The following is a 25,610-nucleotide window of genomic DNA, read 5'->3' as shown; positions in this document are numbered from 1 at the left end:
ACACTACCCCAGGGGTCCGACACGTTCCGCCAATCAATCACGATGAGCAGGCTGAACCACGTAACCCTCAGGACTCCCCACCCCGCAGGGTGTCGGACGGCGTCACCCCGTACTTGCGCCGGTAGGCGGCCGCGAATCTGCCGGTGTGCATGACGCCCCAGCGCGAAGCGATGTCGGAAACCGTTGCAGGAGAGCTGCTTGCACAAAGATCTGCGTGGACGCGCTCGAGCCGGACGTCGCTGAGATATTCCATCGGCGTCATGCCCACGTATTCGCGGAATCCCTGCTGCATGCGGCGGACGCTGACGTCGACGAGTTCGGCCATCTCGCCCGCGGTCCAGGGGCGGGCGGGGTCTTGTTGGATCGCGTCGACCACCCGTTTGACTATGCGCGGTCGGATACCCGATGCGCCGGCGTCGTCATCCGGCATCGCAGCAAGCACCAGCGCGGTGGTGAGTGCACCGCAGAGCTGCCGCGACACCTGCTCGCTCTGCAGGAGGATGCTGTTGTGCAACGCCTGGTCGGCGACGGATCGGACGAATCCCAGCCATTCGGCGCCCGCGCCGGACCGCAGATCGAGTTGCCGCGGCAACTGCCGGCCCGGCCTTGCGAGTACGCGATCCATCTCCCGCTGCAAATAGTCGCGCTCCACCTTGAAACCGATGATCTCGCAGGAGCTACTCCAGTCGGTGATCACGGTGCGGGTGTCCGGTGGGCAGATGGTCGCGAATCCTGGCGTCGAGGTCACTTCCCTGGCACCGGTGACGGACACGATGTGGCCGGCCAGCGGGATGTTGATGCCGTATGCGCCCGGGTGGTCGGATTCGATCGACACGGCCGCGCCGAACCCGATTCGTGCGAGCCGGGAGGGGCCGAGTTCGGTGGACTCGAGCGATGACCTTGCCGCGTCGTCCCGGGACAGCGGCCGCAGGTCGTGAGGGAAGTACGCGTCGGCCACCACTTCGTGGACTTCGTCCCAGTCCGTGAAACCCGAACCTACAAGCTGTTCTCGCATGCCTGCTTCCAGACCTCTCACCTCGCGCTACGGCCGCGCACGGGCAATTTCCGACCTTAGCATCGCCTGTGACGTCCGTCACTACAAGGGCGTGGGCGCCGACCCCGGCAACTCTCTTTCGCGATCCGGATCGGGCCTTCGCAATGCGGATCGACGGGCTGTGACGGCCGTCATATGTTGTGTGCATGCCCTGGAAATGCAGGGGCGTTCGCACGAATCGTGCAGAAAGGCGGTCTCGAAATGGATCAACGCACTCTGCGTAACATCTTCGGCCAGTTCGCCAGCGGCGTCACCGTGATCACGTGCACCAACGCAGACGGCACTCCGCACGGAGCCACTGTCACGGCCTTCACCGCCATCTCGATCGAGCCTCGGCTGTGCCAGGTGACGCTGACCCGGAAGTCGAAGGCGTGCGGCTACTTGACCGACGCACCGTTCGCGGTGAACATCCTCGCCGCCGATCAACTCGACACGGCCATGCACTTCGCCGGGAAGCCGCAACGGACGGAACCGGTGTGGGACTCCTCGGGTATTGCTCCCGCACTGTCGGGCAACGCAGCAACGCTGATCTGCTCGCCCTGGGCCTCCTATGACGGCGGTGACCACATCATCTTCATCGGCGAGATCGTCGACGCGTCCGTCGACTCGACCAAAGACCCGCTGCTGTTCTACCGCAGCACTTTTCACGACCTGGGAGCCACTTCGGGTACCACGGCGTGGAACGGCTGCCTCGACGACCCCCACAGCGGATGGTTCGACGCCGCCGCCTCGTTCACTCCACTCCATCTGCAACTCGCCCAGGCTGCCTCGTAATTCTGATCGAAGGGAACACCATGACCACCACCGAATCCGCCCCCGAGACCGCCGTCGACCGCACCAAGGTCAACGTGGCTGCCGACAGCGAGGCCAACCGCACGAAGAACTTCGCGTCGCGGCCGATGACCGGCGACGAATACATCGAATCGTTGCGTGATGACCGAGAGATCTGGTTGCACGGGGATCGCGTCAAGGACGTGACCACTCACCCCGCGTTCCGCAACCCGATCCGCATGACTGCGCGACTTTACGACGCGATGCATACCGGCGAGCACGTCGACACGTTGACGACACCCACCGACACCGGAAACGGCGGCGTCACCATGCCGTTCTTCCGGGCGTCGAAGACTTCGGACGACCTGCTGAAGGACCGCGACGCGATCGCCACGTGGGCACGGATGACGTACGGCTGGATGGGCCGGTCCCCCGACTACAAGGCCTCCTTCCTCGGAACCCTGCACGCGAACAAGGAGCTGTACTCACCGTTCCAGGACAACGCCGAACGCTGGTACAAGGAGTCGCAGGAGAAGGTCCTGTATTGGAACCACGCGATCATCAACCCGCCGGTCGACCGGCAGCTGCCGCCGGACGAGGTCGGTGACGTGTTCATGAAGGTGGAGAAGGAAACCGACGCGGGCATCGTCGTCTCCGGCGCCAAGGTCGTGGCCACAGGTTCGGCTATCACCAACTACAACTTCATCGCCCACTACGGCCTGCCGATCAAGAAGAAGGAATTCGCGCTCATCTGCACGGTGCCGATGGACGCCCCGGGCGTGAAGCTGATTTGCCGCACGTCCTACACGCAACAGGCGGCGGTGATGGGAAGTCCGTTCGACTACCCCCTGTCGAGCCGGATGGACGAGAACGACACGATCTTCGTCTTCGACAAGGTCCTCGTGCCGTGGGAGAACGTTTTCATGTACGGCGACGTGGAGAAGATCAACGCTTTCTTCCCGCAGTCGGGCTTCCTGCCCCGCTTCACCCTGCAGGGGTGCACGCGACTCGCCGTGAAGCTCGACTTCATCGCCGGACTTCTGATGAAGGCGCTCGACGCCACCGGAGCGGGCGGCTTCAGAGGCGTGCAGACCCGCGTGGGTGAAGTGATCGGCTGGCGCAACCTGTTCTGGTCCCTCACCGAATCGATGGTCCGCGACCCGGAGCCGTGGGTGGGCGACACGGTCATCCCCAAGCTCGAGTACGGGCTCACCTACCGCATGTTCATGCAGCAGGGTTACCCCCGCATCAAGGAGATCATCGAGCAGGATGTGGCATCCGGGCTCATCTACCTGCCGTCGTCGGCCGCCGACTTCAAGAGTCCCGACGTGCGGCCGTACCTCGACAAGTACGTCCGCGGGTCGGAGGGCATGACCGCGGTCGACCGCGTGAAAATCATGAAGGCGCTGTGGGATTCGATCGGCAGCGAGTTCGGTGGCCGCCACGAACTGTACGAACGCAACTATGCCGGCAACCACGAGGGCGTCAAGGCGGAACTGCTCATGTTCGCGGAGAACCGGGGAACCGTCAGCTCCATGAAGGGTCTGGCCGAGCAGTGCCTGGCCGAGTACGACCTCGACGGCTGGACAGTGCCGGACCTGATCGGCAACGACGACGTGTCCTACTTCGGCCGCAGCTAGCCCCTCAGACCAGGAGTGAAAATGACCACCACCGAAAGCCCCACCGCGGTCGGCTCCGGCAACGCCGCGACGGACAAATTCAAGGGCGCCAGATTCACGGCCGATACCTCGCCGGAGCGTCTGTCCGCCATCGCTACCGAGGCGCTCGCCGGATTGAGCGCGCTGATCAAGAAGCATGCCGTCACCTATTCGGAGTACCGCGTCCTCAAGCAGTGGCTCATCGATGTGGGCGAGGGCGGTGAGTGGCCGCTACTTCTCGACGTGTTCGTCGAGCACGACATCGAAGAGGTGAACTCGCGGAACTTCAAGGGCACCAAAGGAAGCATCGAGGGTCCGTACTACGTTCCCGGAGCCCCACAGCTCCCGGCCCGGTGCACGCTTCCGATGCGTGACGAAGATCGGGCGCACCCGGCGCTGGTCCTCCGGGGTCAGGTGACCGACCTGGACGGCGCAGGACTCAGCGGGGCAACCATCGAGTTGTGGCATGCCGACGACGAAGGCTATTACTCCCAGTTCGCCCCGCACCTCCCCGAGTGGAATCTGCGCGGAACCATCGTGACCGACTCGGAGGGAAGATACGAGATCACGACGATCCAGCCTGCGCCGTACCAGATCCCGACCGACGGACCCACCGGCCAGTTCATCGAGGCTGCCGGGTGGCACCCGTGGCGTCCGGCGCACCTCCACCTACGGGTGACCTCTCCCGGCAAGCAGCCGATCATCACGCAGCTGTACTTTGCCGGTGGGGACTGGGTCGACGACGATGTCGCCACCGCGACCAAACCCGAACTGCTGCTCGATCCAGTGATCGACGATGCGGGACGTAAGGTGGTCGACTACGACTTCGCGCTCGATCCCGCCACGGACTGATACCCACCCACCATTTCCCCGGGTGAGACGATTCGCATCGCCTCACCCGGGGCATTGCTGTACAGGACAGGAAGCATGATGACAGGCAGAACGACCGAGTTCGTGCACACGAGCGACGCGGTGATCGAGGTCGTCGTCGAGGGTGACGGTCCGTCGGTAATTCTGCTGCCCTCACTGGGCCGCGAATCGTACGACTATGACGACGTCGCAGAGGGTTTGGCGCGGAACGGGTACCGCGTCTCCCGCCCGCAGCCCCGCGGAATCGGCCGGAGCGAAGGGCCGCTCGACAACATCACCTTGCATGACCTCGCCGCCGACGTGGCGGCAGTGATCGAGGCACAGGACAACGGCGCGGCAGTGGTGGTCGGCCATGCCTTCGGGCATTACGTCGCCCGGATGCTGGCCGCCGACCGGCCCGAGCTGGTGCGCGGCGTCGTGGTCGCGGCCGGTGGGGCGCGGCACTACCCTGCCGAGTTGACCACGCTGGCGGTGCAGTGCGCCGACTCGTCCCTGCCCGAATCCGAGCGGCTCCGCCATCTGCAGACCGGGTTCTTCGCACCCGGCAACGACCCCGCCGAGTGGCTCACCGGCTGGTACCCGGACGTGTCGAAGCGGCAGCTCGCAGCCTCGGCCGCTACACCCAAAGACAAGTGGTGGGCCGTGGCGCATCAGCCGATCCTCGACCTTCAGGCAGCTCTGGACCCGTTTCGACCCCGCGAGACGGCGAACGAACTGCGGGACCAGTTGGGCGAAGTGGTCACCGTGTCCGTCATCCCGAACGCCAGTCACGCACTACTGCCGGAAGTGCCCGCACAGGTTGTGCGGGCGCTCACCGACTGGATTCGGACTATCGACAGCTGAGTGGCTACACCCGCTCGAAGATGGCCGTCAAACCCTGCCCGCCGCCGATGCACATCGTTTCGAGTCCGTAGCGGGCGCCGCGACGGTCCATCTCGCGCAACAGGGTGGCGAGGATTCGCACTCCCGTCGCACCGACGGGATGACCGAGCGAGATGCCCGACCCGTTGACATTGGTGCGGTCGAAATCCTGTGTTCCGAACTCCCATTCCCGCGTGACGGCCAGCGCCTGTGCCGCAAATGCCTCGTTCAATTCGATCAGGTCGATGTCTGCCAGCGTCAGCCCCGCACGCTTCAGTGCCCGCTCGGTGGACGGCACCGGTCCGATACCCATTTCGGACGGCTCGACCCCGGCCACCGCCCAGGTGACCAGTCGTGCGAGTGGCCGAAGGCCGAGACGCTCCGCATGGGCACGCGTGGTGACGAGACAGGCTGCGGCGCCGTCGTTCTGCCCACTTGCATTGCCTGCGGTCACGGTCGCATGCGGGTCGCTGTGACCCATGATCGGGCGCAACCGGGCGAGTGACTCGACCGTCGTGTCCGCCCGGGGGTGCTCGTCCCGATCGACACGCTGCGGGTCGCCCTTGCGGAGGGGGACCTCCACAGGAACGATCTCCTCAGCGAACTTCCCCGACTCGATCGCTGCGACAGCCCTCTGATGGGATTTCACCGCAAGTTCGTCCTGCTCGCTGCGGCTGATGTCGTACTTGCGACGCAGGTTCTCTGCCGTCTCGAGCATGCCGCCGGGAACCGGGTAGTTCCGGCCGCCCGCGGTCACCCGCCCGCGAGCCAGACGGTCGTGGAGTGCTGCCGGCGCACCGCCCGCTCCCCAGCGCATCGACTCGGTGTAGTATTCGGCACGACTCATCGACTCCACGCCGCCGGCGATGACCAACTCCGCCACCCCCGTCTGCACACGCATCGCTGCATCGAGCACTGCCTGCAGGCCTGACCCGCAACGGCGATCGAGTTGCTGTCCGGGAACGGTCACCGGCAGGCCGGCGTCCAGGGCCACCACCCTGCCGATGGCGGGTGCTTCGCCGTTGGGGTAGCACTGCCCGAAGATGACGTCGTCGACACCGTCCGGTTCGATCTTCGTGCGGGCCAGTAGCTCGGACACCACGCGGGCACCGAGGTCCGCCGCCGGAACGTCCTTGAACTGCCCACCATAACGTCCGACCGGGGTACGCAGGGGCTCACAGACGACGACATCGTTCGCCTGGGCATTCGAGTTTTCAGGCACTGCGGAAATCCCTTTCGTGATCGGTCCACTGCTGCGCCCATTCGCGCAGCTCGACCGCTCGGATCTTGGTTCCGTTTCCACCCACCGTGGTGGGCATTCGTTCGATGATGTGCACGGCGCTCGGAACCTTGAACGCCGCCAACGACTCTGCGCACCAATTCTTGAGCTCGGCAGCGCCGGTTTCTGTCCCCTCGGTGGGGACGACGAAGGCGATTGCCTGGGTGTATCCGCCGGCGCCGGTGATTCCGACGACCTTCGCCAGGTGCACGGACTCGTGTTCGGCCAACCGGTGCTCGATCTCCGCCGGATCCACCAGGAATCCGCGCAATCGCAGTACGTCACCCATCCGGCAGACGTACGTATAGCCCCCGTCGCCGGTTGCGACGGCAAGATCGCCGCTGCGAAACCACCCGTCCGCCGTGAATGCTCGCGCCGCTGCATCCGGATTACCGAGATACGCGTCGACGACGTTCGGTCCGCGGACCTGAAGTTCACCCTGCTGACCGACCGGCAGTACCGAGTCGTCCAGAGGGTCGGCTATCCGAACCCCGATCTCCGGTGACACCGGGCGTCCACCACCGTTCCACCGCAACGACTCCGGGTCGTCATCCGTCCAGAGCAGCATCAGGGCGAACACCTCGGACGACCCGAAGACACCGGTGGTGACGGCACCGAATTCGTCGCGCACCCACGCTGCCACATCATGAGATCGGCCGAGGAAATCGGCGATGCCGATCCTCTTCAGCGAGGACAGGTCGGCGCGTTCCCCGCCGTGCCAGGTGTCGAACAGGCGGGTGAAGAGGTCGTCGCCGCCCACGACGTGCGTGACCTTCTCAGACTGCATACGCCGCAAGGTCGCGGAGGCGTCGAACACCGGTTCCATCAGCAGCGCACCACCGCCCGCGAGCGTGGCCATCGCGGTGCTGAAGCCGAAGACGCCGGATACCGGTAGCACACACAGGGCCACATCACCGGGCTCGATGCCGAGAAGGCGGGCGTCCGCGCGTGCGTGGCGAACGATTGCACTTTCCCGATGTGCGGCCAGTTTAGGTACCCCGGTGGATCCCGAAGTCGTAAATGCCACTGCAAGAGGGTCGTCGGCGTCCGCGTGGGCGCCGGTCACGGTCGTGGTCGCCATGTCGGGCGTCTGCGGAACCCGCACAGAACCGTCGATCCCGCGACCCACGTTCCAGGCGCCACTGCCGAGGTCGAACGCGGCGCGCTCGAGCTCGGACGCGCCCTCTTCCGGCCCTCGCACGACGGCGATCACCGGAGCCGGGATGTCGAGGGACTGCTGCGCATCCCGTAGGCGTCCGAACAGATCGAGTCCGTGGAACCGGGCGGCCACCGCGACTACCGCCGGCCTGGCCGAGGTGAGAATGTGGGCGATCTCCTGGGTGTTGTAGCGGGTGTTCACGCCGATGACGTGTGCCCCGACCGCCGACGCCGCCCATTGCCAGAGCACCGCATCCGACCAGTTCGGCAGCAGCACAGCCACACACTGGCCACGCCGAATACCGGCCTGTCGCAGTTCCGACGCCACACCGGAGGCGCGTGCAGCGAACTCCGCGCGGCTTATGGGTACCCGCCTGTCACCCACGACGTCGATCGTCATGACGGCATCCGGGTCGGCCGTCACCAGTTCGTCGAGCAGCGAAGCGAGCGTGTCATGGCGGGTGGCCGTGTCGTGTGCCGTCACGAGAGCACCTCCGCCGAACGTAGCTCGGTCAGCCACTGGTCCGCCAACGACGCGAAGTCGTCGACCTCCTCCATGGGGTAGTGGCCGATTCCGTCGAGCATCGTGTAGCGCGCGTAGCCCGGTCGCGCCGAATTGATCAGCGCTGCCACCTTCTCGACCGCACCGGTCTGGATCCAGGGGTCCTGCTCTCCGGCGACGACGTGGAGCGGGCACGTGGTGTGGGCCAGACGGTTTCGGACGTCATGCATTCCCCAGGCGATGAGATCCGACGACGAAATCTCCGGGTCTTCACGCTTGTGCATCGTGGCGATCAGCTGGGCTGCCTCCGCGGGCACGGAGTGTCCCACCGAGGCCAAGGTGCCGAGGTAGGTGCGGTCACCGCGACTCGGACCGGCGACATCCTCTAGTTCGCGCCGCAGTCCGCCGACGTTGACCCGTCCGGGCCCCGCCTCGGCTGCCATCGCGATCGCGCCGGCCAGTGGGCGCTCGGGGCGCGTCGCCAACTCGAGAGTCAGCTTCCCGCCGATCGAGCAGCCTATGACATAAGGCCGCTCGACTCCGAGCAGGTCGAGCACTTTCCACAGCCAGTTCCCATAGACGACGAGATCGGTGACGGGTCCGCCGACCGCAGGCTCGGAGCGGCCGTGACCGGGAAGGTCGGGCACGATCACCCGATAACCCCGCCTCGACAGTGCCGATGCCACGTGCCGCCATTGCACCCCGCTCTGTCCCGCCGTGTGCAGGCACAGCACCGTGGGTGTGCCGTCGGTGGACGTGTCGGGTGTGACGATCTCGACGGACCCGAGAGCGCCATCGATGTTCAGGTAGCGGGCCTCGATCATGAGCGGGCCTCCCTTCCCCCGGTTCGTGGCGAAGTGTCGTTCTGCGCGCGTCGTCGGTCATTCGCGGCGGCCCGGGCGTGGGTGACGAGGATGTCGAGTGGTTTGGTGAGACGCAGGTATTCGTAACCGTCTCCCGCTGAGGAGAATTCACCTCGGATTGCACGCCGCATGAAGTCGTGATGTTCACCGAACACCAAGTCCACCCACGTCGACGCCGGCGCACGAAGCGTGAACGTCGCACCCCCGGGAACACGCCGACTGATGTCGATGATGCGTCCACGGTAGATCCTCAGATGCACCTCCCGGCTGTGCCCCGAACCGTCGAGGCAACACAGGCCTATCGTCCCGTCCCAGGTGGCCAACGACGAGGTGAAGTTCCGGTCGTCGGCAAGTGGTTCGCGGAGAAGCTCCGCCCACGCGACGGTGCAAAAATCCGTGGCCGGATCGGTTCCAACGGCGAACCCCTCAGGCAGCCGCCAGGTTTCGATCCCTTGCTCCCGAACGTTTCCGTCCTCGTCGATCAACCGCAGATGCCGGTCGACCTCCACCGTGTCCTCGGACCGCTGAACGCGGGTAATCACCGACTCGGCCCGAACGACGTCGTCGGCCTCTACCGCCGACACGGTGTTCCATTGCAGACCCGTTCGGGCTGCGCTGTCCAGGTTCGATGCGTCGAGCACTCCGGCGACCACGACTCCCGTGAGTGACGCACCCGATCCGGGGAAGGTAGCGCCCGACGCGGCAATGACGTCGGACACCCGGCGCTCGGCGCTGACGGCCCGATCGCCGACAGCCAGGCGCTGCTGTTGCGTGAGGACACTCATTCCGACACTCTCCCCAGTAACTCGTCCGAGATGATCCGCATTTGAATCTCACTGGTACCTTCGAAGATCTTCGTCAATCGGGCGTCGCGCCAATGTCTTTCCACTTGGAAGTCGGTGGTGTAACCCGCGCCCCCATGGATCTGCACGGCCTCACTGGTGACGCGTTCGGCCATCTCGGTCGCGACGAGTTTGCACATCGACGCTTCGAGAGAGCACCTGCGTCCGGTGTCGATATCGGTGGCCACCGAGTACATGAGCTGGCGGGCAGCTTCGATGTCGGCCGCCATCGTCGCGACCTTGAAGCGCAGATGCTGAAAATCTGCCAGTTCGTGACCGAATTGACGACGGGTGTGGAGGTAGGCGATCGAGTCCTCGAGCGCGGCCCGGGCGAGGCCGATGGCCCGCGCAGCAGTGTGCGCACGACCCACCTCCAGACCACTCACTGCCAGGTAGAACCCCTTGCCTTCCTCACCCAGCATCGCGCTGGCCGGCACCCGGTAGTTGTCGAACGACAACTCCCACGTGTTCCAGCCGAAATAGCCGATCTTGCGAATCTTGGTACCGCTGATGCCCTGCGGGAACTCGCCGCGCTCCTTCTCGATGAGGAAGGCGCTGATGCCGCGATGCGGCTTGGCCGGATCCTTCTGCGGGTCCGTCCGGGTGAAGAGAACGAGGTAGTCGGCCTCGTCGGCGTAGGTGCACCACATCTTGGTGCCGCTCACCACCCAGTCGTCGCCGTCCCGGACCGCGCGGCATGAGATGTTGGCGACGTCGGAACCGGCCTCCGCCTCGGACAACGCGTAAGCACCCAGGTACTCACCGCGCGCCACCTTGGGCAGCAGATCGGCTTCCTGCTCGGGCGTGAAGCCGCCCCCCATCCCGTTACCACGCGCCAGAAGTCCCGACACGCTCATCCACGCACGGGAGAGTTCCTCGGCCACAAGGCAGTACTCGAATACACCGAGACCGAGACCACCGTGCTCCTCGGGGATCATGATGCCGAAGAACCCGACGTCCGCCATGGCCTTCTTGAGGGTGTCGGGGATGGTCCCCTGGACCGGATCGAGTTCGTTGGCGACGGGCAGCACCTGGCTCATCGCGAAGTCGCGTGCCAGGTCACGGATCGCCAGTCGGTCCTCGGTGAGATATCGCGGCGAATCGGTTCGCGGCTGTGACGGCCGGTGAGTCATGGACACTCCTCATCCATTCGAGATTCGGGGCGCGAGACGGGGGAACTCAGGTTCCACTCCCGAATCACATTAACGCTTGTTCACCCAGTACAGCACGCGTGCGCCGCCGGCGTCAACGGTGATCTCGGTCAGTGCCGACTCAGGGTGCGCGGTATCCCACGAGGTTGAGCGCATAGACGCCATACGAATCGGCAACCGCTTGCGCCGAAAGAGGGCCCTCGGCCCGGTACCAGAGAGCGATGCCGGCACACATGGTCAAGACCGCGGTGACAGCCTGGTGAACGTGGGGAACAGCGAAGTCTCCGCTGGTCACACCCTCTTCCGCAATGGTGACGAAGAGATGTTCCTGCGCGTCCCGGGACCCCACCACCCGCTTGCGATCGACTTCTTCGAGGTACCGCAATTCCGTGTTGGCGACCAGGCAGGCGCGCTGGTGTCGCGCGGTGTACAGCGAGTGCGCCACCACGGCAGCACGCCACCGGTCCGCCGGCGCAGGGCCCGCTTTCCGCAGGGCGTTCCGGGTAGCGGTGAACTGCTCGTCACTGGCGGAACGCAGAATGTCGACGAGCAGCTCGGCCTTGTTCTCGAAGTGGTTGTACACGTTCGCCGCACTACAACCGGCATTTTTCGCGATGTTCCGCATCGTCGCCGCGTGAAACCCCGAGAAGTAGAACTCGTCGAGCGCAGTGTCCAGAATGCGCTGCCGAACGGTCGGCTGAGCGGCGACGATTGACCGAGTGTTCATCCCTCGGAGGGTAGAGCGACCAGGACGGATGGGCAACAACCGTCGTCTTGACTACCCTCCCACCCTCGATTATGGTCCCCATCACATGAACGGCCGTTAATGACCGTGTCTTCTCACCCGCTCTGCACCGTGGAGGTACGCCGCCTTGAGCACCCTCGAAGAACGAATCCGCCGACTGGAAGACCTCGAGTCCATCCGGACACTCGACGCGCAGTACTGCCGTCTGCTCGACGACGGCGACTGGGACGCTCTGATGGACTTGTTCACCGACGACGGAGAGTTCGACGGCTTGTCGAACCCCCGCGGTAAGGCCGAGATGAAGGAGTTTTTCTCCGGGCTCGCCGCCGGTGGCCTCACGGCGTTCTGGCACTTCATCACCAACCTCGAGATCGACCTCGACGGTGACCGCGCGACCGTGCGCTCGTTTCTGTGGCAACCGTGCGTGTCGGGTGGCACATCGTCGATCGCGGCGGGCCGATACACCGACGAGGTGGTCCGTGTCGGCGACCGCTGGCTGTACCGTCGCAAGCAGGTCCGCTTCCACTACTTCGGGCCGCTGACCGACGGCTGGGACGAGAATCAGTTCGCGCTCGACTCCGCGCGCCGTGCGGCGGTGCACGCATGACCACCGACGCCTCCCTCACCGAATCCGGCGCCGCGATCTGGTCACCGATCCTCGCGTTGCCGGAGTTCGTCGAACTCCGACGACGCCGCCGCACCGTGACGGCAAGCCTCGGTGCCGTCGCGGTCGGATTGTTCACCAGCTTCCTCGTCGGGTTCGCCTTCTTCCCCGAAGTCCTCGGCGGGACTGCACTATTGGACATACCACTCTCACTGTGGGTGGTGTTCTCCCAGTTCGCCGGCACCTGGCTTCTGGTGTACGCCTACTTCCGGTTATCCCGGACCTACATTCAGCCGGCCGCCGACGCGGCCGTACTGGCCATCGAACTACGCCAACAGGAGCGTGCCGCATGACGGGCGAAGCCGATTACCTTGCCATTGCCATTTGCTCTGCGGTCATCTCCCTGACCCTCTGGGTCACCTTTGCCGCGTCCCGGCGCAGTCGCAGCGCCACCGGCTTCTTTGCGGCCGGTCGCTCGATCACCGGCTGGCAGAACGGTTTCGCGATTGCTGGCGAGTTCATCTCCGCGGGTAGCTTCCTGGGTACCACCGGACTGATCTTCTACAAGGGCGTCGACGGGGCGGTGATTTTGTGTACCTCTGTCGTCTCCTTCCTGCCGGTGCTGTTCCTCCTCGCCGAGAAGATGCGCAACGTCGGAAAGTACACTCTTGCTGACGTTCTCGTGTTCCGGACAGGTGCCCGGCAGGTCCGGGTGGTGGTCGCGCTCAGCACGATCGTCACCGGCACATTCGTGCTGCTGGCCCAGCTCGTCGCGGCGGGCGTCCTGCTCGAGTCGGTGTCGGGCATTCCCTTCGGGCTGTCCGTCGTCGTCGCCGGAAGTTTGATGGGCATTTATGTGTTTGTCGGCGGCATGCTTGCCACCACCTGGGTTCAGGTGATCAAGTCGTCCATCTTGTCCGTCCTGGCCATCATCGTCTGCTTGGGAATTCTGGCGAAGTTCGGGTTCAGTCTCCCGTCCGTCTTGTCCGACGCCACCGACAACGCCGCCGCAGGAGACGCGATCCTGACGCCCGGACTCATCTTCGGACAGACCGGCGCAATCAATCTCATCTCCTACTCACTGGCCTTCGCCCTCGGCACCGCGGGCATGGCGCACATCCTCATTCGCTTCTTCACGGTCCCGGAGGCCGCGACGGCACGGAAGTCTCTCGGCTGGACTGTCGCGCTGTGCAGCGCCTTCTACCTGATCGTCATCGTGATGGGATTCGGCACCGCTGCACTCCTCGGACCCGACGGAGCAGATCGCGTCGGTGCCGGCGGCAACCTTGCGGCACCCACCCTGGTCACCGAACTCGGCGGTGGCGTCGGCACCGTAGGCGGATCGATCGCCTTGGCCATGGTGGCGGCCGTGGCATTCGCCAGCATCGTCGCCGTGGTCGCCGGTGTGGTGATCTCGGCGGCGGGCACTTTCGCGCACGATGTCTGGCCCACCGTCACCCGCACGAAAGCCGCCGACACGGAATCCACGGACATCCGCGAAGCAAAGATCGCGCGGTACGCCGCGGTTGCGTTCAGCATCATCGCCATCGGGCTGACCATGGCAATTGGCGACAGCACGAATATCACCTACTTCATGGGAATGGCGTTCATGGTGGCGGGAAGCGCTCACCTGCCCAGCCTGCTCCTCAGTCTCAACTGGCGACGGTTCAACAGCACAGGAGCCGTGTGGGGAATCTCGGTGGGGCTGGCGTCGACCGTGATCAGCCTGATGTTCACAGAGGCGCTCTGGTTGGGTAGCGGACCGGCACCACTCACCATCCAATTGCCCGTCATCATCACGATGCCTCTGGGTTTGGCTGCAGCAGTGATCGGCTCGCTCCTCGCGGAACGGCGGAACGGCATCAAGTCCGACCGAGACGAGAAGTTCGCCGAAATGCTGGTGCGGGCCGAGACCGGCATCGGAGCGGAGCTCGCCGAGGCGCACTGACGGCTCCGCCCGTGAGGGCTTCGCCCCTGTGAGTACTTCTTAACCGCCCGATGTTAATAAGTACTCACGGGGCGCGGAGCGCACAACCCGCGACCGGTGACGAGCGGCAGATCCAGTGCGGTGACGAGTCCGGGTTCGGCCTCGACGACGGCATGCACCGAGTTCACCAGTCGCATCGCGGTGACGATCATGCCCGACACGTTGTGGTCACCGTTTTCGCCGTTGTGGTTGAACTCGACGGACATCATCGGCTCACCCGTGATGTCGATGCGATAGCAGCCGTCACCGCGGTTCGGCTTCGGCCACTCGGGCATTTGGTCCGGATGCGTCCGGGTGATGTGCTCGAGTGCCACGCGCGGTACGCCGTCGACGGTGCCGATGACCTCGAACCGCACGGCAGCCGTCGTGCCCGCGGGGATGTGACAGGACACGACGTCGAGGTCGTGGTCTGCCGGAATCCGTGCGACCTTCTCCACAAGCGGCTCGTCGAGTGTGATGTCGAGGCCTGCCGCGATCTGGCGGACGACGCTTCCCCACGCCAGCGACAGCACTCCGGGCTGAAACAGCATCGGCGTCTCGTCGAGAGGTTTCCCGAATCCGAAGATGTCCCGCATCACCACGGGCTGGTAGTACGTGGAATAGTCGGCGATCTCGTAACAGCGGACCTCGTCGATGCGCTGCGACAAACTTGTCATGGCTAGCGGCAGAACGTCATTGGCGAACCCTGGATCGATGCCGTTGACGTGCAGACTGGCGCCACCCTGCTCGCCGGCACGGCGGATGCGGTCGACGAGTTCGGCCGGGACGACGCCGATCGGATATTGCAGCAGCACCGGACCCGAGGACACGACGTTGACGCCCGCTTCGAGAAAGGAGATCAGCTCCTCGACGGCCTCGAAGATGCGGTCGTCCGTCATCGCGGTATGCACGATGCAATCCGGTTTCAACGCGAGCAGGGCCGCCTTGTCGTCGGTGGCCCTCACCCCGAGTTCACGGTCTAGGCCGGCCAGTTCACCGGCGTCCTTCCCGACCTTGTCCGGATTCGACACCCAGACGCCGACCAGTTCGAGGTCGTCGCGGGCATCGATCCCTGCGATGGCATGTCGCCCGACTGTGCCGGTGGACCATTCGACGACGCGGTAGCTCATGGCTTCTCTCCGAGTTTCAGATCAGGAAGGCCGAGGTCGAGGTTCGGCTGGTCGAGGCCTCCGTCGACCTCGAGTACCTTGCCGGTGATGTACGAACCCGCCTTCGAGGACAGGTAGAGCACGGCCGCCGCGATGTCTTCGGGGTCGCCGATCCGGCCGAGCGGGGTGACACTTTCCATCGACGCTTTCACTGCCTCGTCGGAGGCGACGAATTCGAGTGCGGACGTCAACACCGACCCCACGGCGATCGCATTGACGCGGATGTTCGGGCTCAGATCGCGCGCAGCCAGCCGGGTGTAGTGCGCCAGTGCGGCTTTCGCGGTTCCGTAGGCCAGATAGCCGCGGCCGGACAGCCTGCCCATCACCGACGAAATGTTCACCACCGACCCGCCGTCGTGCGCGAGCATATGCGGTACCGCCGCCCGCACCAGCGCATGTGCGGTGCTCACATTGAAATGGAATGCCTCCTCGAGATAGTCCGAGTCGGTGTCGAGGAGGGCGTTGGGGATGGTGCCGCCGACGTTGTTGACGACGATGTCGAGCCTTCCGAACTCTTCCTGCGCGGCGTCCGCGAGCGCGGCGACGGCGTGCAGATCCATGAGATCGGCGGGCACGACCAATGCGCGTCGCCCGGCCTCCTCGACCTGCGCCGCCACCTTCTGCAGCTGATCGGCATGGCGGGCGGAGATGACGACGTGAGCGCCCGCCTCCGCAAGCCCCACCGCGGTGGCCGCGCCGATGCCGCGGCCCGCGCCCGTGACGACGGCGACCCGGCCGTCCACTCTGAACCGATCGAGGATCATGGCGGCTCCTGTTGTCGTTCCCCTTCGGCGAAGGTAACAGGTTCTAGTTTGTGAGGGCAGTCGTTTCCCGGCAGAAGTACTTCACCAGCGGTAGCCGAGCACGCCGAGAATGAACTCGAGCCAGTCCGGATGTTCGATTCACCCGCTGCCCGATGTCCGCCGATGCGGGATAAGGCTGCAGTTGGCGACGAGCCAAAGCACCCCATCGTGTCCACGAGCAACCGGACGACCGGATGTGGCAGCGGGTTCGAGGAGTCGACGGAGTTTCGTCAGTTTCGATTGTCGACAATTCGCTCGACTGCCTCGCGCAGCGGTGGTAAGTAGTTGCTGACGATGCCTTCGACAATCGACTGATTTACGCGGAAGTACTCGTGGATCGCGATGTTCCGAAATCCGGCGATCTTGTACCAGTCGATTTCCGGCGCCTTCATCTTCGTTTCTGGATCGCGTCGATTGGCGGCCTCCCCAACGATCTCGAGCTGGCGCACGATGGCGTCGTGCGCCATGTCGCGGTCGTCGCCCAACAGATTCGGGTAGTATCGCATCACTGCGTCGATGGCTCCGAGGATGTCCTGACGTCGATCGCGATCTGACCTGCTCACACGTCGACCGTGTCGGCCCGCGCAGTATCGGAAACCGCGCCCTTTGCGACTCCACGCGCAAGGACGTCCACCTTGGTACCAAGTAAATGAGTCAGCTCGTCTGCCAGCCCCAACATCGAAACGACCTGCTCGTAGTCCGGGGCATCGATACTCACCATCAAGTCGATGTCGCTGTCAGCACCTGCGTCACCTCGCGCCACGGACCCGAACAACTTGACGTCGAATGCACCGTATTTCGCGAGGACTCGCCGCACCTCTTCGCGATGGTCAGTCAGGACCGCTCGCAGCCGCTCACTGTCTGGAGTCGGTGCAGCCATGTCGAGGTCCTTCCGCTGCCGGCGCTTGCTTCCACCGTACCTTTCATCCGCGCGAGGAACACGAACCACATTGCTCGCCGCCGTCCCGAGTCTCGACATATCACAGCTTCCTGAGCGCACACTTTGCCTCAGCAGCACGAGGATTCACGTGGATCGGCTCCGCCGCCTGTGAGTACTTATTAACCGCCCGCGGTTAATAAGTACTCACAGCTCGAGCGGGGTACCCACATAGTTCTCGGCGATGAGGGTGCGTCCGGCGACGGATCGGGTGACCATGTCGAGTTCGGCGATCTGCCGCTTGTGGCCGAATCCGGTGTCGTCGGGGAGCCGGTGCAGCATCGAGGACATCCACCAGGAGAAGTGCTGGGTGCGCCAGACGCGCGGCATCACCGTGTCGGTGTAGCCGTCGAGCCCGGCCCGACTGCGGGTGGTGAAGTACTCGGACATCGCCTTGGACAGGAAGTAGACGTCGGCGATGGCGAGGTTCATGCCCTTCGCGCCGGTGGGCGGCACGGTGTGGGCGGCGTCTCCGGCCAGGAAGAGGTTGCCGTGCTGCATGGGCTCGCACACGAAGCTGCGGAACTGCAGGATCGATTTCTGAAAGATCTTGCCGTCCTTGATTTCTGCGCCCTCGCCGTCGACGCGGGCGTGCAGTTCGGACCAGATACGGTCGTCGGACCAGTTGTCCACCGAATCGTCGGGGTCGACCTGCAGGTAGTGCCGCTGCACCTGCGGGGTGCGGGTGCTGATCAGCGCGAAGCCGCGCGGGTGGTTGGCGTAGATCAGCTCTTCCGACGACGGCGGAGCCTCGGCGAGGATGCCGAACCAGGCGAACGGGTACTGACGGAAGTGGTCCGTCCGCACGGTGGCCGCAGGGATCAGGGCGCGGGTGCTGGTCCGCGACCCGTCGCATCCGCCGACGAGGGCGCACGTGAGGGTCTGTTCGTTGCCGTCGGCATCGCGATAGATGATCTTGGGGGATTCGGACGTGTGGTCGTGCACGTGCACGTCCGATACGCCGAAGCGGAGGTCACCGCCGTCCGCGAGCCTGCGGGCGATGAGGTCCTTCAGCACCTCGTGCTGCGGGTACACCGTGACTGCGCGGCCGCCGGTGAGTTCGTCGAACGCGATGCGGCGCCCCTTGCCGCCGAACCGCAGTTCGATGCCCTGATGGGTGCGCCCCTCACGCTTGATGCGGTCGCCGAGCCCGGAGTCGACCATCAGATCCACCGTGTTCTGCTCGAGCACACCGGCGCGGATCGTGCCCTCGACCTCCTCGCGGGTGCGGGTTTCGAGTACCACCGACTCGATGCCCTGCAGGTGCAGAAGGTGGGACAGCATCAGTCCTGCGGGGCCTCCGCCGACGATCCCGACCTGTGTGTTCATGCGCAGACTCCTCGCGTAGTTCGTGACACCAGTCACTGTTGCGCCCGAACCGCACTCCCGACACCCCCACTTTCACTGAGTGAAAGACGACTAGGCGACGCCGCGGGAAATGCCCCGTGCCGCCGCCCGCACGGCGGGAATCAGCGGTGCCGGATCCTTCTCCGCAGGCACCACGACCGACACGGCGGCCACGACCTCGCCCGTCGACCGCGACACCGGCGCTGCCACGGCCAGTGTCCCGACATTGAGATGTTCACGGCAGGTGACCCATCCGGTTCGGCGAATGTCGTCGAGGGTGCTCCGAAGCCGGTGTTCGGTGGTGATGGTCGCCGGGGTGAAGCGCTCGAGGCCGGCTGCGAGCACGGCGTCGAGCAGCTCGCCGCCGCCGAACGCCAGCAGAACCAGACCACCACTCGACGCGTGCAGCGGCAGCCGTCCCCCGGCACGCCCGACCACGGTCACGGCACCCCGCGCGGACAGTCGCTCGATGTACAGCGCTTCGAGTCCCTCCCGGACCACCAGCTGGACGTTTTCGCGGGTGGCCTCGTAGAGGTCCTCGAGATACGGCAGCGCCACCTGCCGCAGTCCGTGGGCGCGCGGCGCGAGAGCCCCCAATTCCCACAGCTGGACCCCGATTTCGTAGGTTCCGTCGTCGGCCCGCTCGAGCGCGCCGTGTTCCACCAACTGCCGGCACAGCCGATGCACGGTGGGCAGGGGTAGACCGGTACGCCTGCTCAACTCCGACTGGGACAGACGCGGCCGTTCCGACGTGAACGCACCGAGAACGAGAAATGCCCGGCCCAACATGCTGCGTTCGTCGGCTCCGGCCATGCCGCCAGTATTCCGCGTGTGGTGCGGCGCACCGACGCCGTTTGACACGGATATATGACTCACCCCACAATCGGTGCGCAATATGAACTTGTGTTCAACTAACGAACACTGCTGAAGCCGAGGATCTGATGACCACTTCCGAAAGGAGCGCGATGCGCTCCTCCACTGCCCTCTGGGTCGCACCCCTCTGCTGGGTGGCGGTGTTACTCGACGGGTTCGATCTCGTGGTGCTCGGCGCCGTGATCCCCTCGCTGCGGAACGACGCCGACTGGAGTCTGTCTACAGGCACGATCACGTTCATCTCGACGTTCGGCCTGGTAGGCATGACGATCGGGGCGCTCGTCATCGGCACACTCACCGACGTGATCGGCCGCAGGCGCGCGCTGCTGTACGCGGTCGCGGCCTTCTCGCTCTTGACGCTGCTGTGCGCGGTAGCGCCCAACCCGTTCTTCTTCGGACTGTTCCGGTTCCTCGCCGGCGTGGGCCTCGGTGGCGCACTCCCGACGGCGCTGGCTCTTGTCAACGAATTCTCGAAGAAGCAAGGCGGCGGTTCGGCATCGACCCTGCTGATGACCGGGTATCACGTGGGTGCGGTCGCGACGGCCGCGCTGGCCATCGTGCTGATCGAGCCGTTCGGCTGGCGGTCGATGTTCGTTGCAGGTGCGCTGCCCGCGATCGTGCTGATTCCCCTGATGTTGCGTTACCTCCCCGAATCGCCGTCGTACCTCCTCGCGCAGGGCAAGCGGTCCGAGGCCGAGGCCATCGCGAAGCACTACGGACTGGAACTCGAACCCGCGCCGGCCGCTGACGCACCCGTCGCGTCCGCCACCAATCCGGTGCGCGCCCTGTTCTCACCTCCCTTCCTGCGCAACAGCATCGCTATCTGGGTCACGTCCTTCATGGGACTTCTGCTTGTCTACGGACTCAACACCTGGTTGCCGACCATCATGCGCGAAGCCGGATACAACCTCGGGGCCTCGCTCACCTTCCTGCTCATCCTCAATGCCGGCGCGGTGGTCGGACTTCTGATCGCGGGCGGCGTGGCGAACAGGATCGGCCCGCGTCCTGCGGCGATCATCTGGTTCGCCGGCGCCGCGGTGTTCCTGGCGTTGCTCAGTGTCAAGGTGTCCTTCGGGATTTACGTGCTGGTGTTTCTCGCCGGGTGCTTCGTGTTCAGTGCGCAGGTGCTGGTCTACGCATTCACGTCGGCAAACCATCCGCCGCAGATCCGTGCGACCGCGCTGGGCTGGTCTGCAGGCGTGGGCCGCGTCGGCGCGATCTGCGGGCCCATCCTCGGTGGGGTGATGCTCGGAGCCGGTTACGCCGTCCCGTGGGGCTTCTATGCGTTTGCCCTGGTGGGGCTGCTCGGTGCGATTGCTGTGGCTACGACTCGGACGGTCCGCTGAGATTCGTGGCCGCCGGGCGATGAGTTTCGGGCATGTGCGTGGTCCATATCGGTGAGGATTGATCGAGAACACCCGAGAGGACCACGCCATGAAACCCATCACCCCTTGCCTCTGGTTCGACGACCGCGGTGAAGAGGCAGCAAAGTTCTACACCTCCCTCTTCCCGGACTCACGAATCACCGACGTGACCTACTACGCGCCCGGAACACCCGGCCCCGAGGGCAAGGTGATGACGGTGTCCTTCGACATCAACGGGCAGCCGTTCACCGCACTCAACGGCGGCCCGCAATTCACGTTCAGCGAAGCCATCTCGTTCGAAGTGCGGTGTAAGGATCAGGACGAAGGTAGACCGATACTGGGCGGCTTTCACGTCAGACGGTGGCGAGGAAAGCCAGTGCGGGTGGGTGAAGGACCGCTTCGGAGTCTCCTGGCAGGTGGTCCCCGAACGCCTGTACGAGCTGATGAGCGACCCCGACACCGCCGCGGCCCAGCGCGCAGTTCAGGCGATGCTCCAGATGCGCAAGTTGGACATCGCCGCACTCGAAAAGGCGTTCGCACAGCCGTGAGCTCGGGTGAGAAGGGGTGACGAGAAGGGGATGACACCGTGACCGCACAGCGCAAGACACACATCACCGGGGTGCATACGGTGGCCGTGCCTGTCACCGATCAGGACAGGGCCCTCGAATTCTACGTCAGCACACTCGGTTTCGAACGCCGCATGGATGCCGAGTTCGGCGAGGGACAGCGCTGGGTCGAGGTGGCACCCCCGGGATCAGTCACGTCCATTGCCCTGGTTCCGGAACGTGAGGGCGCACCGGCCGGCGTCGAGACCGGCATTCGGCTGTCCACTGCGGACGCCGACGCCGATCATGCGACTCTCGCGGCGCACGGTGTCGATGTGGACGCGGAGGTCATGCGCCTCGGCGACTACGTACCGCCCATGTTCTATTTCCGAGATCCCGACGGCAACCGGCTCGTACTCGTCGAACTGCCACGAGAGAGCTAGGCGGACACAAAGAGCTAGGCCGACACAGAAAACTAAGCAGACACAGAGAACTTCCCGGACACAGTGGCGTCCGTCGGCACCTGAAGAGACCCGGCCGTCAACGTCAGCGTGCGACCGGCGCGCTCGGCATCGAGCAGTTCGTGGGTGGCCACGACGACGATGGCACCTCGTGCGGCTTCTTCGTCGATCACGTCGTTGATCACGGCGCGGGCCTGCGCATCGAGTCCGGTGGTCGGCTCGTCGAGGAGCAGTAGGTCACCGCGTTGCACGAGCGCCTGAGCGAGCAACGCGCGTTGCCGTTGACCGCCCGACAGCGTACCTACTTGCCGCGCAGCGATATCCGTGATGCCGAGCCTCGTCAACGCGGCCTCCACAGCTTGGCGGTCGTCGGGGGTGAGGCGGCGAAACAGTCCGCGGCGCTGCCACGCGCCCATGCCGACGAGCTCGCGCACCGTGAGGGGCAGGTTGTCCCCGACCGCCGTGCGTTGTGGCACGTAGGCGACGCGCCGCCCGCGGAGTCCGTCGATGCTTCCGGACGTGGGGCGCAGGATGCCGGCCAGTGCGTGGAGCAGCGTCGACTTGCCGGACCCGTTGTGCCCCATGAGCGCGGTCACCGTCCGCTCGGTGAACGATGCGCTGACACGGCTCAGCGCCATGGCGGTCCCGTATCGCACGGTGAGTTCGCTTACGACAATCATTATCGCTTAGGTTAGCACCATGCAGTGGCTACTCGATCCGTTCATGGTGTCTTTCGTTCGCCGGGCGTTGTTCGCCGGAATGCTGGTCTCCGTTCTGTGCGGGTTGGTGGGCACCTGGGTGGTGGTACGCGGAATGGCGTTCATGAGTGAGGCCATCTCCCACGGGATGTTGCCCGGCGTGGCGGTCGCGTACCTCGCGAGCGCCAACCTCGTCCTCGGCGCAGCCGCGAGCGCGGTGGTGATGATTCTCGGCGTTTCGTGGGTGTCGAAGAATTCCCGGCTGTCCGAGGACACGGGCATCGGTCTGCTGTTCGTCGGAATGCTCGCACTCGGTGTGGTCATCGTCTCGCGGGCAGGATCGTTCGCGGTCGATCTCACGGCATTCCTGTTCGGGGATGTGCTGTCGGCAACGTGGAACGATCTGATCTGGCTCACCGCAGCCGTTGTCGTCGCAGCCCTGATCTCCGTGGTCGCCTATCGGCCGTTCGTTGCTCTGGTCTTCGACGAACGCAAAGCACACACACTGGGACTGCGCCCGCGGTTGGCGCACCTGGCGCTGCTCGCCCTGGTGGTCCTCGCCGTCGTAGCGTCGTTCCGCATCGTCGGAACATTGCTCGTCTTCGGACTCCTGGTTGCGCCGTCCGCCACCGCGGCACTCTTCGGCCGCTCGCTTGTCGCAACCATGAGCCTGGCCGTGTTGCTCGGGTGGTCGGCCACAGCCCTCGGACTGATCGTGTCATGGAACGCCGACACCGCCGCGGGCTCCACCATTGCCGGACTGGCCGTGCTGCAATTCTTCGTCGCCGTACTCATTCGAACTGCAGTGATGCGCCTTCGTGCACCGAGTTCGTCCGCGCCTGTGCCGATTGGCTAGCCTATCGGCAATGATTATCATTAGTAATAGATGGAGTGCATAGTGCAGAACACGACACTGGTGCGCGCAGCGATCGCCACGTCGATCGCCGCGCTGATATCGACCGGGTGCGGCTCGGACGCGACGGGCGAGACCGCGCCCACCGGCCAGAGCAGGCCGGGCAGCGACCTCGCGGCCGAAGCAGGAGCCACCGAGGTAGAGGGACCCGAGCCACGACTGGTCGTCGCAGACGGGCTGTCCGGCCGTGTCGACGTCCTCGATCTCACGACCGCCGATAAGGTCCATTCCTTCCAATTCGACCATCCGACGGTCCTCACCACAGTCAAGGACCGCTACGCGTTCGCAGTCGATGCATCGGGCGGCACCGTGCATGTGGTCGACGCCGGATCATGGACCATCGACCACGGCGACCACAACCACTCCTACACCAAGGCGCCCATGGAGATCGGCAAGCTGACCGGCGAACAGCCGGGAGCCGTCGTGATCGGTGACGACAAGGTCGCCACATTTTTCGATGCCGACGGCCGCGCCGACGTGATCGACTTCGCGCAGCTGCGCAAGGACAGCGCCGAGGTCGGCGAGGTCGTGCCGTCCGCATCTGCGCACACCGGAATGGTGATACCCGTCGCCGATCGCTACCTCGTATCCCGATCGGGCACCGGCGCAGGGGCTTTCGCACCGGCTTCGTTCGAGCTCCGCAACGCGGACGGCCGGGTGGAGACGGCATTCGATGTCGCGTGCCCGGCGGCGAACGGACACGCCGTCTTCGACTCCTACGCGCTCGCGGCGTGTGACGACGGAGTCTTCCTCGCACGCGTCACCGACGGACAGTGGACGGCGGAGAAGATTCCGTACCCGGAAGGCATCGGACCGAGCAACCGCCCCACCGCGTTTCGGGGGACCGACGGAACGCCCCTCCTGGCCGCGACAGCGGGATCACCTACCGCCAATGACGGTGTGCTGCTGCTCGATCCACTGACCCGCCACTGGAACCACGTTCGGACGCCGGCCGCGGCGCTCGACGTGCACCTGTCCGGCGACGGGCGCTCGCTCTTCACCGTCCTCGCCGACGGCACCTTCCGGGTGTTCGACGCAGCGTCCGGGGCGGAGACGGCATCCGCCCCGGCCTTGACCGGCGACAAGCTGCACGAGTCCGCAGCGATCACCGTCGGCGGCAATCGCGCCTACGTCACCGACCCGGAAGCGAAAGCCGTGATAGAGATCGACTATCGAGACAACGCACGAATAGCACGCAGGCTCGATGTCGGAATTTCCGCCTCCTCGGTCAGCGTCGTGGGTTCATGACCGCGAGCTTGCGGCGCCTGGTGCCGCTCGGTCTTCTGCTCGCGCTCACCGCCTCGGCCGTCACCGCGTGTACCTCCTCCGCCTCCGATGGCCCGTTGGTGGTGGTGACGACGAACATTCTGGGTGACGTGGTGGAGAACGTCGTCGGGGATCAGGCCGACGTCATGGTGCTGATGCCGAGGAATGCCGACCCGCACTCGTTCGAGATCTCGGCGCCGGAAGCCGCACGGGTGGAGAGCGCCGATCTCGTCGTATCCAACGGACTCGGACTCGAAGAGGGACTGGGAAGCACCGTCGAAGCTGCCCGGGCCGAGTCGATCCCGATTCTCGAGGTCGGTGAGCGTGTGCGGCCCATCGCATACGGCACCGGGCAGTCCTCGGGCTTACTGGACCCACATATCTGGACCGATCCGGACCGCATGCGCGAAGCTGTCGCCCTTGTTCGCGACGCGGTCATCGAGCACGTGACCGGTGTGGACGCACAGGTGATTCGAGATCGATCCGATGACTACTCGGGTCAACTCGAGGAGCTGACCGAGCGGATGACGTCTCGGTTCGCAGGCATTCCGGAAGAGCGCCGCACACTGGTCACCAACCATCATGTATTCGGCTATCTCGCAGAGCGATTCGATTTCGAGGTGGTCGGCGCGGTCATTCCGAGTGGGACCACGCTGGCGTCACCCAGCGCTTCCGACCTGTCGCAACTCGCCGCCACCATCACTTCCGCGAAGGCGCCGGCAATCTTTGTGGATTCGTCACAACCGAATCGGCTCGCCGAAGTGCTGGCTTCGGAGGCGAGGTTGCCCGTCGCCGTCGTTTCCCTGTTCACCGAGTCACTCGGGGACGCGGGGTCGGACGCCGGGACCTACATACAGATGATGGACTCCAATTCCCTCACGATCAGCCGGAGCCTGGCGTCGTGACACAT

Annotated in this window: 26 protein-coding genes and 1 pseudogene; 13 read left to right on the top strand and 14 right to left on the bottom strand. The window is 65.1% G+C overall.

The annotated features are described in order from the left end of the window. Nucleotides 1–67 precede the first annotated feature (67 nt). Complete coding sequence (locus GFS60_RS18200) at nt 68–1,015, bottom strand: AraC family transcriptional regulator (protein ID WP_159923326.1); 948 nt, start codon at nt 1,013–1,015, stop codon at nt 68–70. Between the two features lie 240 nt (nt 1,016–1,255). Here GFS60_RS18200 and GFS60_RS18195 point away from each other — a divergent pair, with 240 nt between their 5' ends. From GFS60_RS18195 to GFS60_RS18180, 4 genes are all read left to right on the top strand, one after another. After that, nucleotides 1,256–1,828, top strand: a complete 573-nt coding sequence (locus GFS60_RS18195) for a flavin reductase family protein (protein WP_109335408.1) — start codon at nt 1,256–1,258, stop codon at nt 1,826–1,828. A 20-nt stretch (nt 1,829–1,848) separates the two neighbouring features. Then, on the top strand, nt 1,849–3,465 hold the full coding sequence (locus GFS60_RS18190) for a 4-hydroxyphenylacetate 3-hydroxylase family protein (protein WP_159923324.1): 1,617 nt from the start codon (nt 1,849–1,851) through the stop codon (nt 3,463–3,465). 21 nt (nt 3,466–3,486) lie between these two features. Continuing rightward, the gene (gene catA, locus GFS60_RS18185; protein WP_159923322.1) at nt 3,487–4,335 is read left to right on the top strand and encodes a catechol 1,2-dioxygenase; all 849 of its coding nucleotides are present in this window, start codon (nt 3,487–3,489) and stop codon (nt 4,333–4,335) included. Between the two features lie 78 nt (nt 4,336–4,413). After that, complete coding sequence (locus tag GFS60_RS18180) at nt 4,414–5,196, top strand: alpha/beta fold hydrolase (protein ID WP_236603191.1); 783 nt, start codon at nt 4,414–4,416, stop codon at nt 5,194–5,196. A gap of 4 nt (nt 5,197–5,200) precedes the next feature. Here the strand turns inward: GFS60_RS18180 and GFS60_RS18175 are convergent, their stop codons facing one another. The 6 genes from GFS60_RS18175 to GFS60_RS18150 all read right to left on the bottom strand — a co-directional run bounded on the left by GFS60_RS18175 (nt 5,201) and on the right by GFS60_RS18150 (nt 11,736). Then, the gene (locus tag GFS60_RS18175) at nt 5,201–6,436 is read right to left on the bottom strand and encodes an acetyl-CoA C-acetyltransferase (RefSeq protein WP_159923318.1); all 1,236 of its coding nucleotides are present in this window, start codon (nt 6,434–6,436) and stop codon (nt 5,201–5,203) included. After that, nucleotides 6,429–8,135: an AMP-binding protein gene (locus GFS60_RS18170; RefSeq protein WP_159923316.1), complete on the bottom strand. Its 1,707-nt coding sequence runs from the start codon at nt 8,133–8,135 to the stop codon at nt 6,429–6,431. Before GFS60_RS18170 ends, GFS60_RS18175 begins: the two co-directional genes overlap by 8 nt. After that, a complete protein-coding gene (locus GFS60_RS18165) occupies nt 8,132–8,977 on the bottom strand; it encodes an alpha/beta fold hydrolase (RefSeq protein WP_159923314.1) in 846 nt (281 codons plus the stop codon). Before GFS60_RS18165 ends, GFS60_RS18170 begins: the two co-directional genes overlap by 4 nt. Beyond that, nucleotides 8,974–9,801 carry a hypothetical protein gene (locus tag GFS60_RS18160; RefSeq protein WP_159923312.1) on the bottom strand — a complete coding sequence of 276 codons (828 nt, stop codon included), beginning with the start codon at nt 9,799–9,801 and terminating at the stop codon, nt 8,974–8,976. The genes GFS60_RS18165 and GFS60_RS18160 overlap by 4 nt, the downstream gene beginning before the upstream one ends. After that, nucleotides 9,798–10,991 (bottom strand): acyl-CoA dehydrogenase family protein, encoded by a 1,194-nt coding sequence (locus tag GFS60_RS18155; protein ID WP_159923310.1) that lies wholly within the window; start codon nt 10,989–10,991, stop codon nt 9,798–9,800. The genes GFS60_RS18160 and GFS60_RS18155 overlap by 4 nt, the downstream gene beginning before the upstream one ends. 139 nt (nt 10,992–11,130) lie before the next feature. Continuing rightward, entirely contained in the window at nt 11,131–11,736 is a 606-nt protein-coding gene (locus tag GFS60_RS18150) for a TetR/AcrR family transcriptional regulator (RefSeq protein WP_159923308.1), read from the bottom strand. Nucleotides 11,737–11,881: 145 nt separating this feature from the next. On the opposite strand from GFS60_RS18150, the gene GFS60_RS18145 reads away from it, so the two are divergent. The 3 genes from GFS60_RS18145 to GFS60_RS18135 are packed head-to-tail and all read left to right on the top strand — an operon-like array spanning nt 11,882 to nt 14,306. Then, the gene (locus GFS60_RS18145; RefSeq protein ID WP_159923306.1) at nt 11,882–12,361 is read left to right on the top strand and encodes a nuclear transport factor 2 family protein; all 480 of its coding nucleotides are present in this window, start codon (nt 11,882–11,884) and stop codon (nt 12,359–12,361) included. Continuing rightward, nucleotides 12,358–12,711, top strand: a complete 354-nt coding sequence (locus GFS60_RS18140; protein WP_159923304.1) for a DUF485 domain-containing protein — start codon at nt 12,358–12,360, stop codon at nt 12,709–12,711. The genes GFS60_RS18145 and GFS60_RS18140 overlap by 4 nt, the downstream gene beginning before the upstream one ends. Then, a complete protein-coding gene (locus tag GFS60_RS18135) occupies nt 12,708–14,306 on the top strand; it encodes a solute symporter family protein (protein ID WP_159923302.1) in 1,599 nt (532 codons plus the stop codon). The genes GFS60_RS18140 and GFS60_RS18135 overlap by 4 nt, the downstream gene beginning before the upstream one ends. Before the next feature lie 53 nt (nt 14,307–14,359). Here GFS60_RS18135 and GFS60_RS18130 read toward each other — a convergent pair whose 3' ends face one another. The 6 genes from GFS60_RS18130 to GFS60_RS18105 all read right to left on the bottom strand — a co-directional run bounded on the left by GFS60_RS18130 (nt 14,360) and on the right by GFS60_RS18105 (nt 19,393). Continuing rightward, nucleotides 14,360–15,454: an NAD(P)H-dependent amine dehydrogenase family protein gene (locus GFS60_RS18130; RefSeq protein WP_159923300.1), complete on the bottom strand. Its 1,095-nt coding sequence runs from the start codon at nt 15,452–15,454 to the stop codon at nt 14,360–14,362. After that, nucleotides 15,451–16,257, bottom strand: a complete 807-nt coding sequence (locus GFS60_RS18125) for an SDR family oxidoreductase (RefSeq protein WP_159923298.1) — start codon at nt 16,255–16,257, stop codon at nt 15,451–15,453. The genes GFS60_RS18130 and GFS60_RS18125 overlap by 4 nt, the downstream gene beginning before the upstream one ends. A 269-nt stretch (nt 16,258–16,526) precedes the next feature. Beyond that, nucleotides 16,527–16,802 (bottom strand): HepT-like ribonuclease domain-containing protein, encoded by a 276-nt coding sequence (locus GFS60_RS18120; RefSeq protein ID WP_159923296.1) that lies wholly within the window; start codon nt 16,800–16,802, stop codon nt 16,527–16,529. Between the two features lie 53 nt (nt 16,803–16,855). After that, a complete protein-coding gene (locus GFS60_RS18115) occupies nt 16,856–17,176 on the bottom strand; it encodes a nucleotidyltransferase family protein (RefSeq protein ID WP_159923294.1) in 321 nt (106 codons plus the stop codon). Between the two features lie 204 nt (nt 17,177–17,380). Continuing rightward, nucleotides 17,381–18,562 (bottom strand): 4-hydroxybenzoate 3-monooxygenase, encoded by a 1,182-nt coding sequence (locus GFS60_RS18110; RefSeq protein ID WP_159923292.1) that lies wholly within the window; start codon nt 18,560–18,562, stop codon nt 17,381–17,383. A 90-nt stretch (nt 18,563–18,652) separates the two neighbouring features. Further along, on the bottom strand, nt 18,653–19,393 hold the full coding sequence (locus GFS60_RS18105; RefSeq protein ID WP_159923290.1) for an IclR family transcriptional regulator: 741 nt from the start codon (nt 19,391–19,393) through the stop codon (nt 18,653–18,655). A gap of 128 nt (nt 19,394–19,521) precedes the next feature. On the opposite strand from GFS60_RS18105, the gene GFS60_RS18100 reads away from it, so the two are divergent. The 3 genes and pseudogenes from GFS60_RS18100 to GFS60_RS18090 all read left to right on the top strand — a co-directional run bounded on the left by GFS60_RS18100 (nt 19,522) and on the right by GFS60_RS18090 (nt 21,805). After that, a complete protein-coding gene (locus GFS60_RS18100; RefSeq protein WP_159923288.1) occupies nt 19,522–20,799 on the top strand; it encodes an MFS transporter in 1,278 nt (425 codons plus the stop codon). Between the two features lie 88 nt (nt 20,800–20,887). Further along, a pseudogene (locus GFS60_RS18095) lies at nt 20,888–21,365 on the top strand (VOC family protein). A 38-nt stretch (nt 21,366–21,403) separates the two neighbouring features. Next, on the top strand, nt 21,404–21,805 hold the full coding sequence (locus tag GFS60_RS18090) for a VOC family protein (RefSeq protein ID WP_159923286.1): 402 nt from the start codon (nt 21,404–21,406) through the stop codon (nt 21,803–21,805). A gap of 32 nt (nt 21,806–21,837) precedes the next feature. Here GFS60_RS18090 and aztA read toward each other — a convergent pair whose 3' ends face one another. After that, nucleotides 21,838–22,503, bottom strand: a complete 666-nt coding sequence (gene aztA / locus GFS60_RS18085; protein ID WP_159923284.1) for a zinc ABC transporter ATP-binding protein AztA — start codon at nt 22,501–22,503, stop codon at nt 21,838–21,840. A gap of 19 nt (nt 22,504–22,522) precedes the next feature. On the opposite strand from aztA, the gene aztB reads away from it, so the two are divergent. From aztB to aztC, 3 genes are read left to right on the top strand one after another with little or no spacing between them, the layout of a single operon-like run. After that, nucleotides 22,523–23,377 carry a zinc ABC transporter permease AztB gene (aztB, locus tag GFS60_RS18080; protein WP_159923282.1) on the top strand — a complete coding sequence of 285 codons (855 nt, stop codon included), beginning with the start codon at nt 22,523–22,525 and terminating at the stop codon, nt 23,375–23,377. A gap of 42 nt (nt 23,378–23,419) precedes the next feature. Then, on the top strand, nt 23,420–24,682 hold the full coding sequence (locus tag GFS60_RS18075) for an ABC transporter (protein WP_159923280.1): 1,263 nt from the start codon (nt 23,420–23,422) through the stop codon (nt 24,680–24,682). Beyond that, on the top strand, nt 24,679–25,605 hold the full coding sequence (gene aztC / locus GFS60_RS18070; RefSeq protein ID WP_159923278.1) for a zinc ABC transporter substrate-binding protein AztC: 927 nt from the start codon (nt 24,679–24,681) through the stop codon (nt 25,603–25,605). The genes GFS60_RS18075 and aztC overlap by 4 nt, the downstream gene beginning before the upstream one ends. Nucleotides 25,606–25,610: the final 5 nt, after the last annotated feature.

Source organism: Rhodococcus sp. WAY2, from assembly GCF_009859915.1.
GTDB lineage: Bacteria > Actinomycetota > Actinomycetes > Mycobacteriales > Mycobacteriaceae > Rhodococcus_F > Rhodococcus_F oxybenzonivorans.
Note: the sequence above shows the minus strand (reverse complement) of the source record. Positions and strands in the feature narration are given on the sequence as shown.

Bases quoted from the DNA above. Each gene is read 5' to 3' on its own strand.
- GFS60_RS18155 (WP_159923310.1), bottom strand. From the start codon at position 10,991: ATGACTCACCGGCCGTCACAGCCGCGAACCGATTCGCCGCGATATCTC.
- GFS60_RS18160 (WP_159923312.1), bottom strand. From the start codon at position 9,801: ATGAGTGTCCTCACGCAACAGCAGCGCCTGGCTGTCGGCGATCGGGCC.
- GFS60_RS18165 (WP_159923314.1), bottom strand. From the start codon at position 8,977: ATGATCGAGGCCCGCTACCTGAACATCGATGGCGCTCTCGGGTCCGTC.
- aztA (WP_159923284.1), bottom strand. From the start codon at position 22,503: ATGATTGTCGTAAGCGAACTCACCGTGCGATACGGGACCGCCATGGCG.
- GFS60_RS18125 (WP_159923298.1), bottom strand. From the start codon at position 16,257: ATGATCCTCGATCGGTTCAGAGTGGACGGCCGGGTCGCCGTCGTCACG.
- aztB (WP_159923282.1), top strand. From the start codon at position 22,523: ATGCAGTGGCTACTCGATCCGTTCATGGTGTCTTTCGTTCGCCGGGCG.
- GFS60_RS18105 (WP_159923290.1), bottom strand. From the start codon at position 19,393: ATGGCCGGAGCCGACGAACGCAGCATGTTGGGCCGGGCATTTCTCGTT.
- GFS60_RS18180 (WP_236603191.1), top strand. From the start codon at position 4,414: ATGACAGGCAGAACGACCGAGTTCGTGCACACGAGCGACGCGGTGATC.
- GFS60_RS18100 (WP_159923288.1), top strand. From the start codon at position 19,522: ATGACCACTTCCGAAAGGAGCGCGATGCGCTCCTCCACTGCCCTCTGG.
- GFS60_RS18135 (WP_159923302.1), top strand. From the start codon at position 12,708: ATGACGGGCGAAGCCGATTACCTTGCCATTGCCATTTGCTCTGCGGTC.
- GFS60_RS18190 (WP_159923324.1), top strand. From the start codon at position 1,849: ATGACCACCACCGAATCCGCCCCCGAGACCGCCGTCGACCGCACCAAG.
- GFS60_RS18120 (WP_159923296.1), bottom strand. From the start codon at position 16,802: ATGCGATACTACCCGAATCTGTTGGGCGACGACCGCGACATGGCGCAC.
- GFS60_RS18115 (WP_159923294.1), bottom strand. From the start codon at position 17,176: ATGGCTGCACCGACTCCAGACAGTGAGCGGCTGCGAGCGGTCCTGACT.
- aztC (WP_159923278.1), top strand. From the start codon at position 24,679: ATGACCGCGAGCTTGCGGCGCCTGGTGCCGCTCGGTCTTCTGCTCGCG.
- GFS60_RS18195 (WP_109335408.1), top strand. From the start codon at position 1,256: ATGGATCAACGCACTCTGCGTAACATCTTCGGCCAGTTCGCCAGCGGC.
- GFS60_RS18140 (WP_159923304.1), top strand. From the start codon at position 12,358: ATGACCACCGACGCCTCCCTCACCGAATCCGGCGCCGCGATCTGGTCA.
- GFS60_RS18150 (WP_159923308.1), bottom strand. From the start codon at position 11,736: ATGAACACTCGGTCAATCGTCGCCGCTCAGCCGACCGTTCGGCAGCGC.
- GFS60_RS18130 (WP_159923300.1), bottom strand. From the start codon at position 15,454: ATGAGCTACCGCGTCGTCGAATGGTCCACCGGCACAGTCGGGCGACAT.
- GFS60_RS18200 (WP_159923326.1), bottom strand. From the start codon at position 1,015: ATGCGAGAACAGCTTGTAGGTTCGGGTTTCACGGACTGGGACGAAGTC.
- catA (WP_159923322.1), top strand. From the start codon at position 3,487: ATGACCACCACCGAAAGCCCCACCGCGGTCGGCTCCGGCAACGCCGCG.
- GFS60_RS18110 (WP_159923292.1), bottom strand. From the start codon at position 18,562: ATGAACACACAGGTCGGGATCGTCGGCGGAGGCCCCGCAGGACTGATG.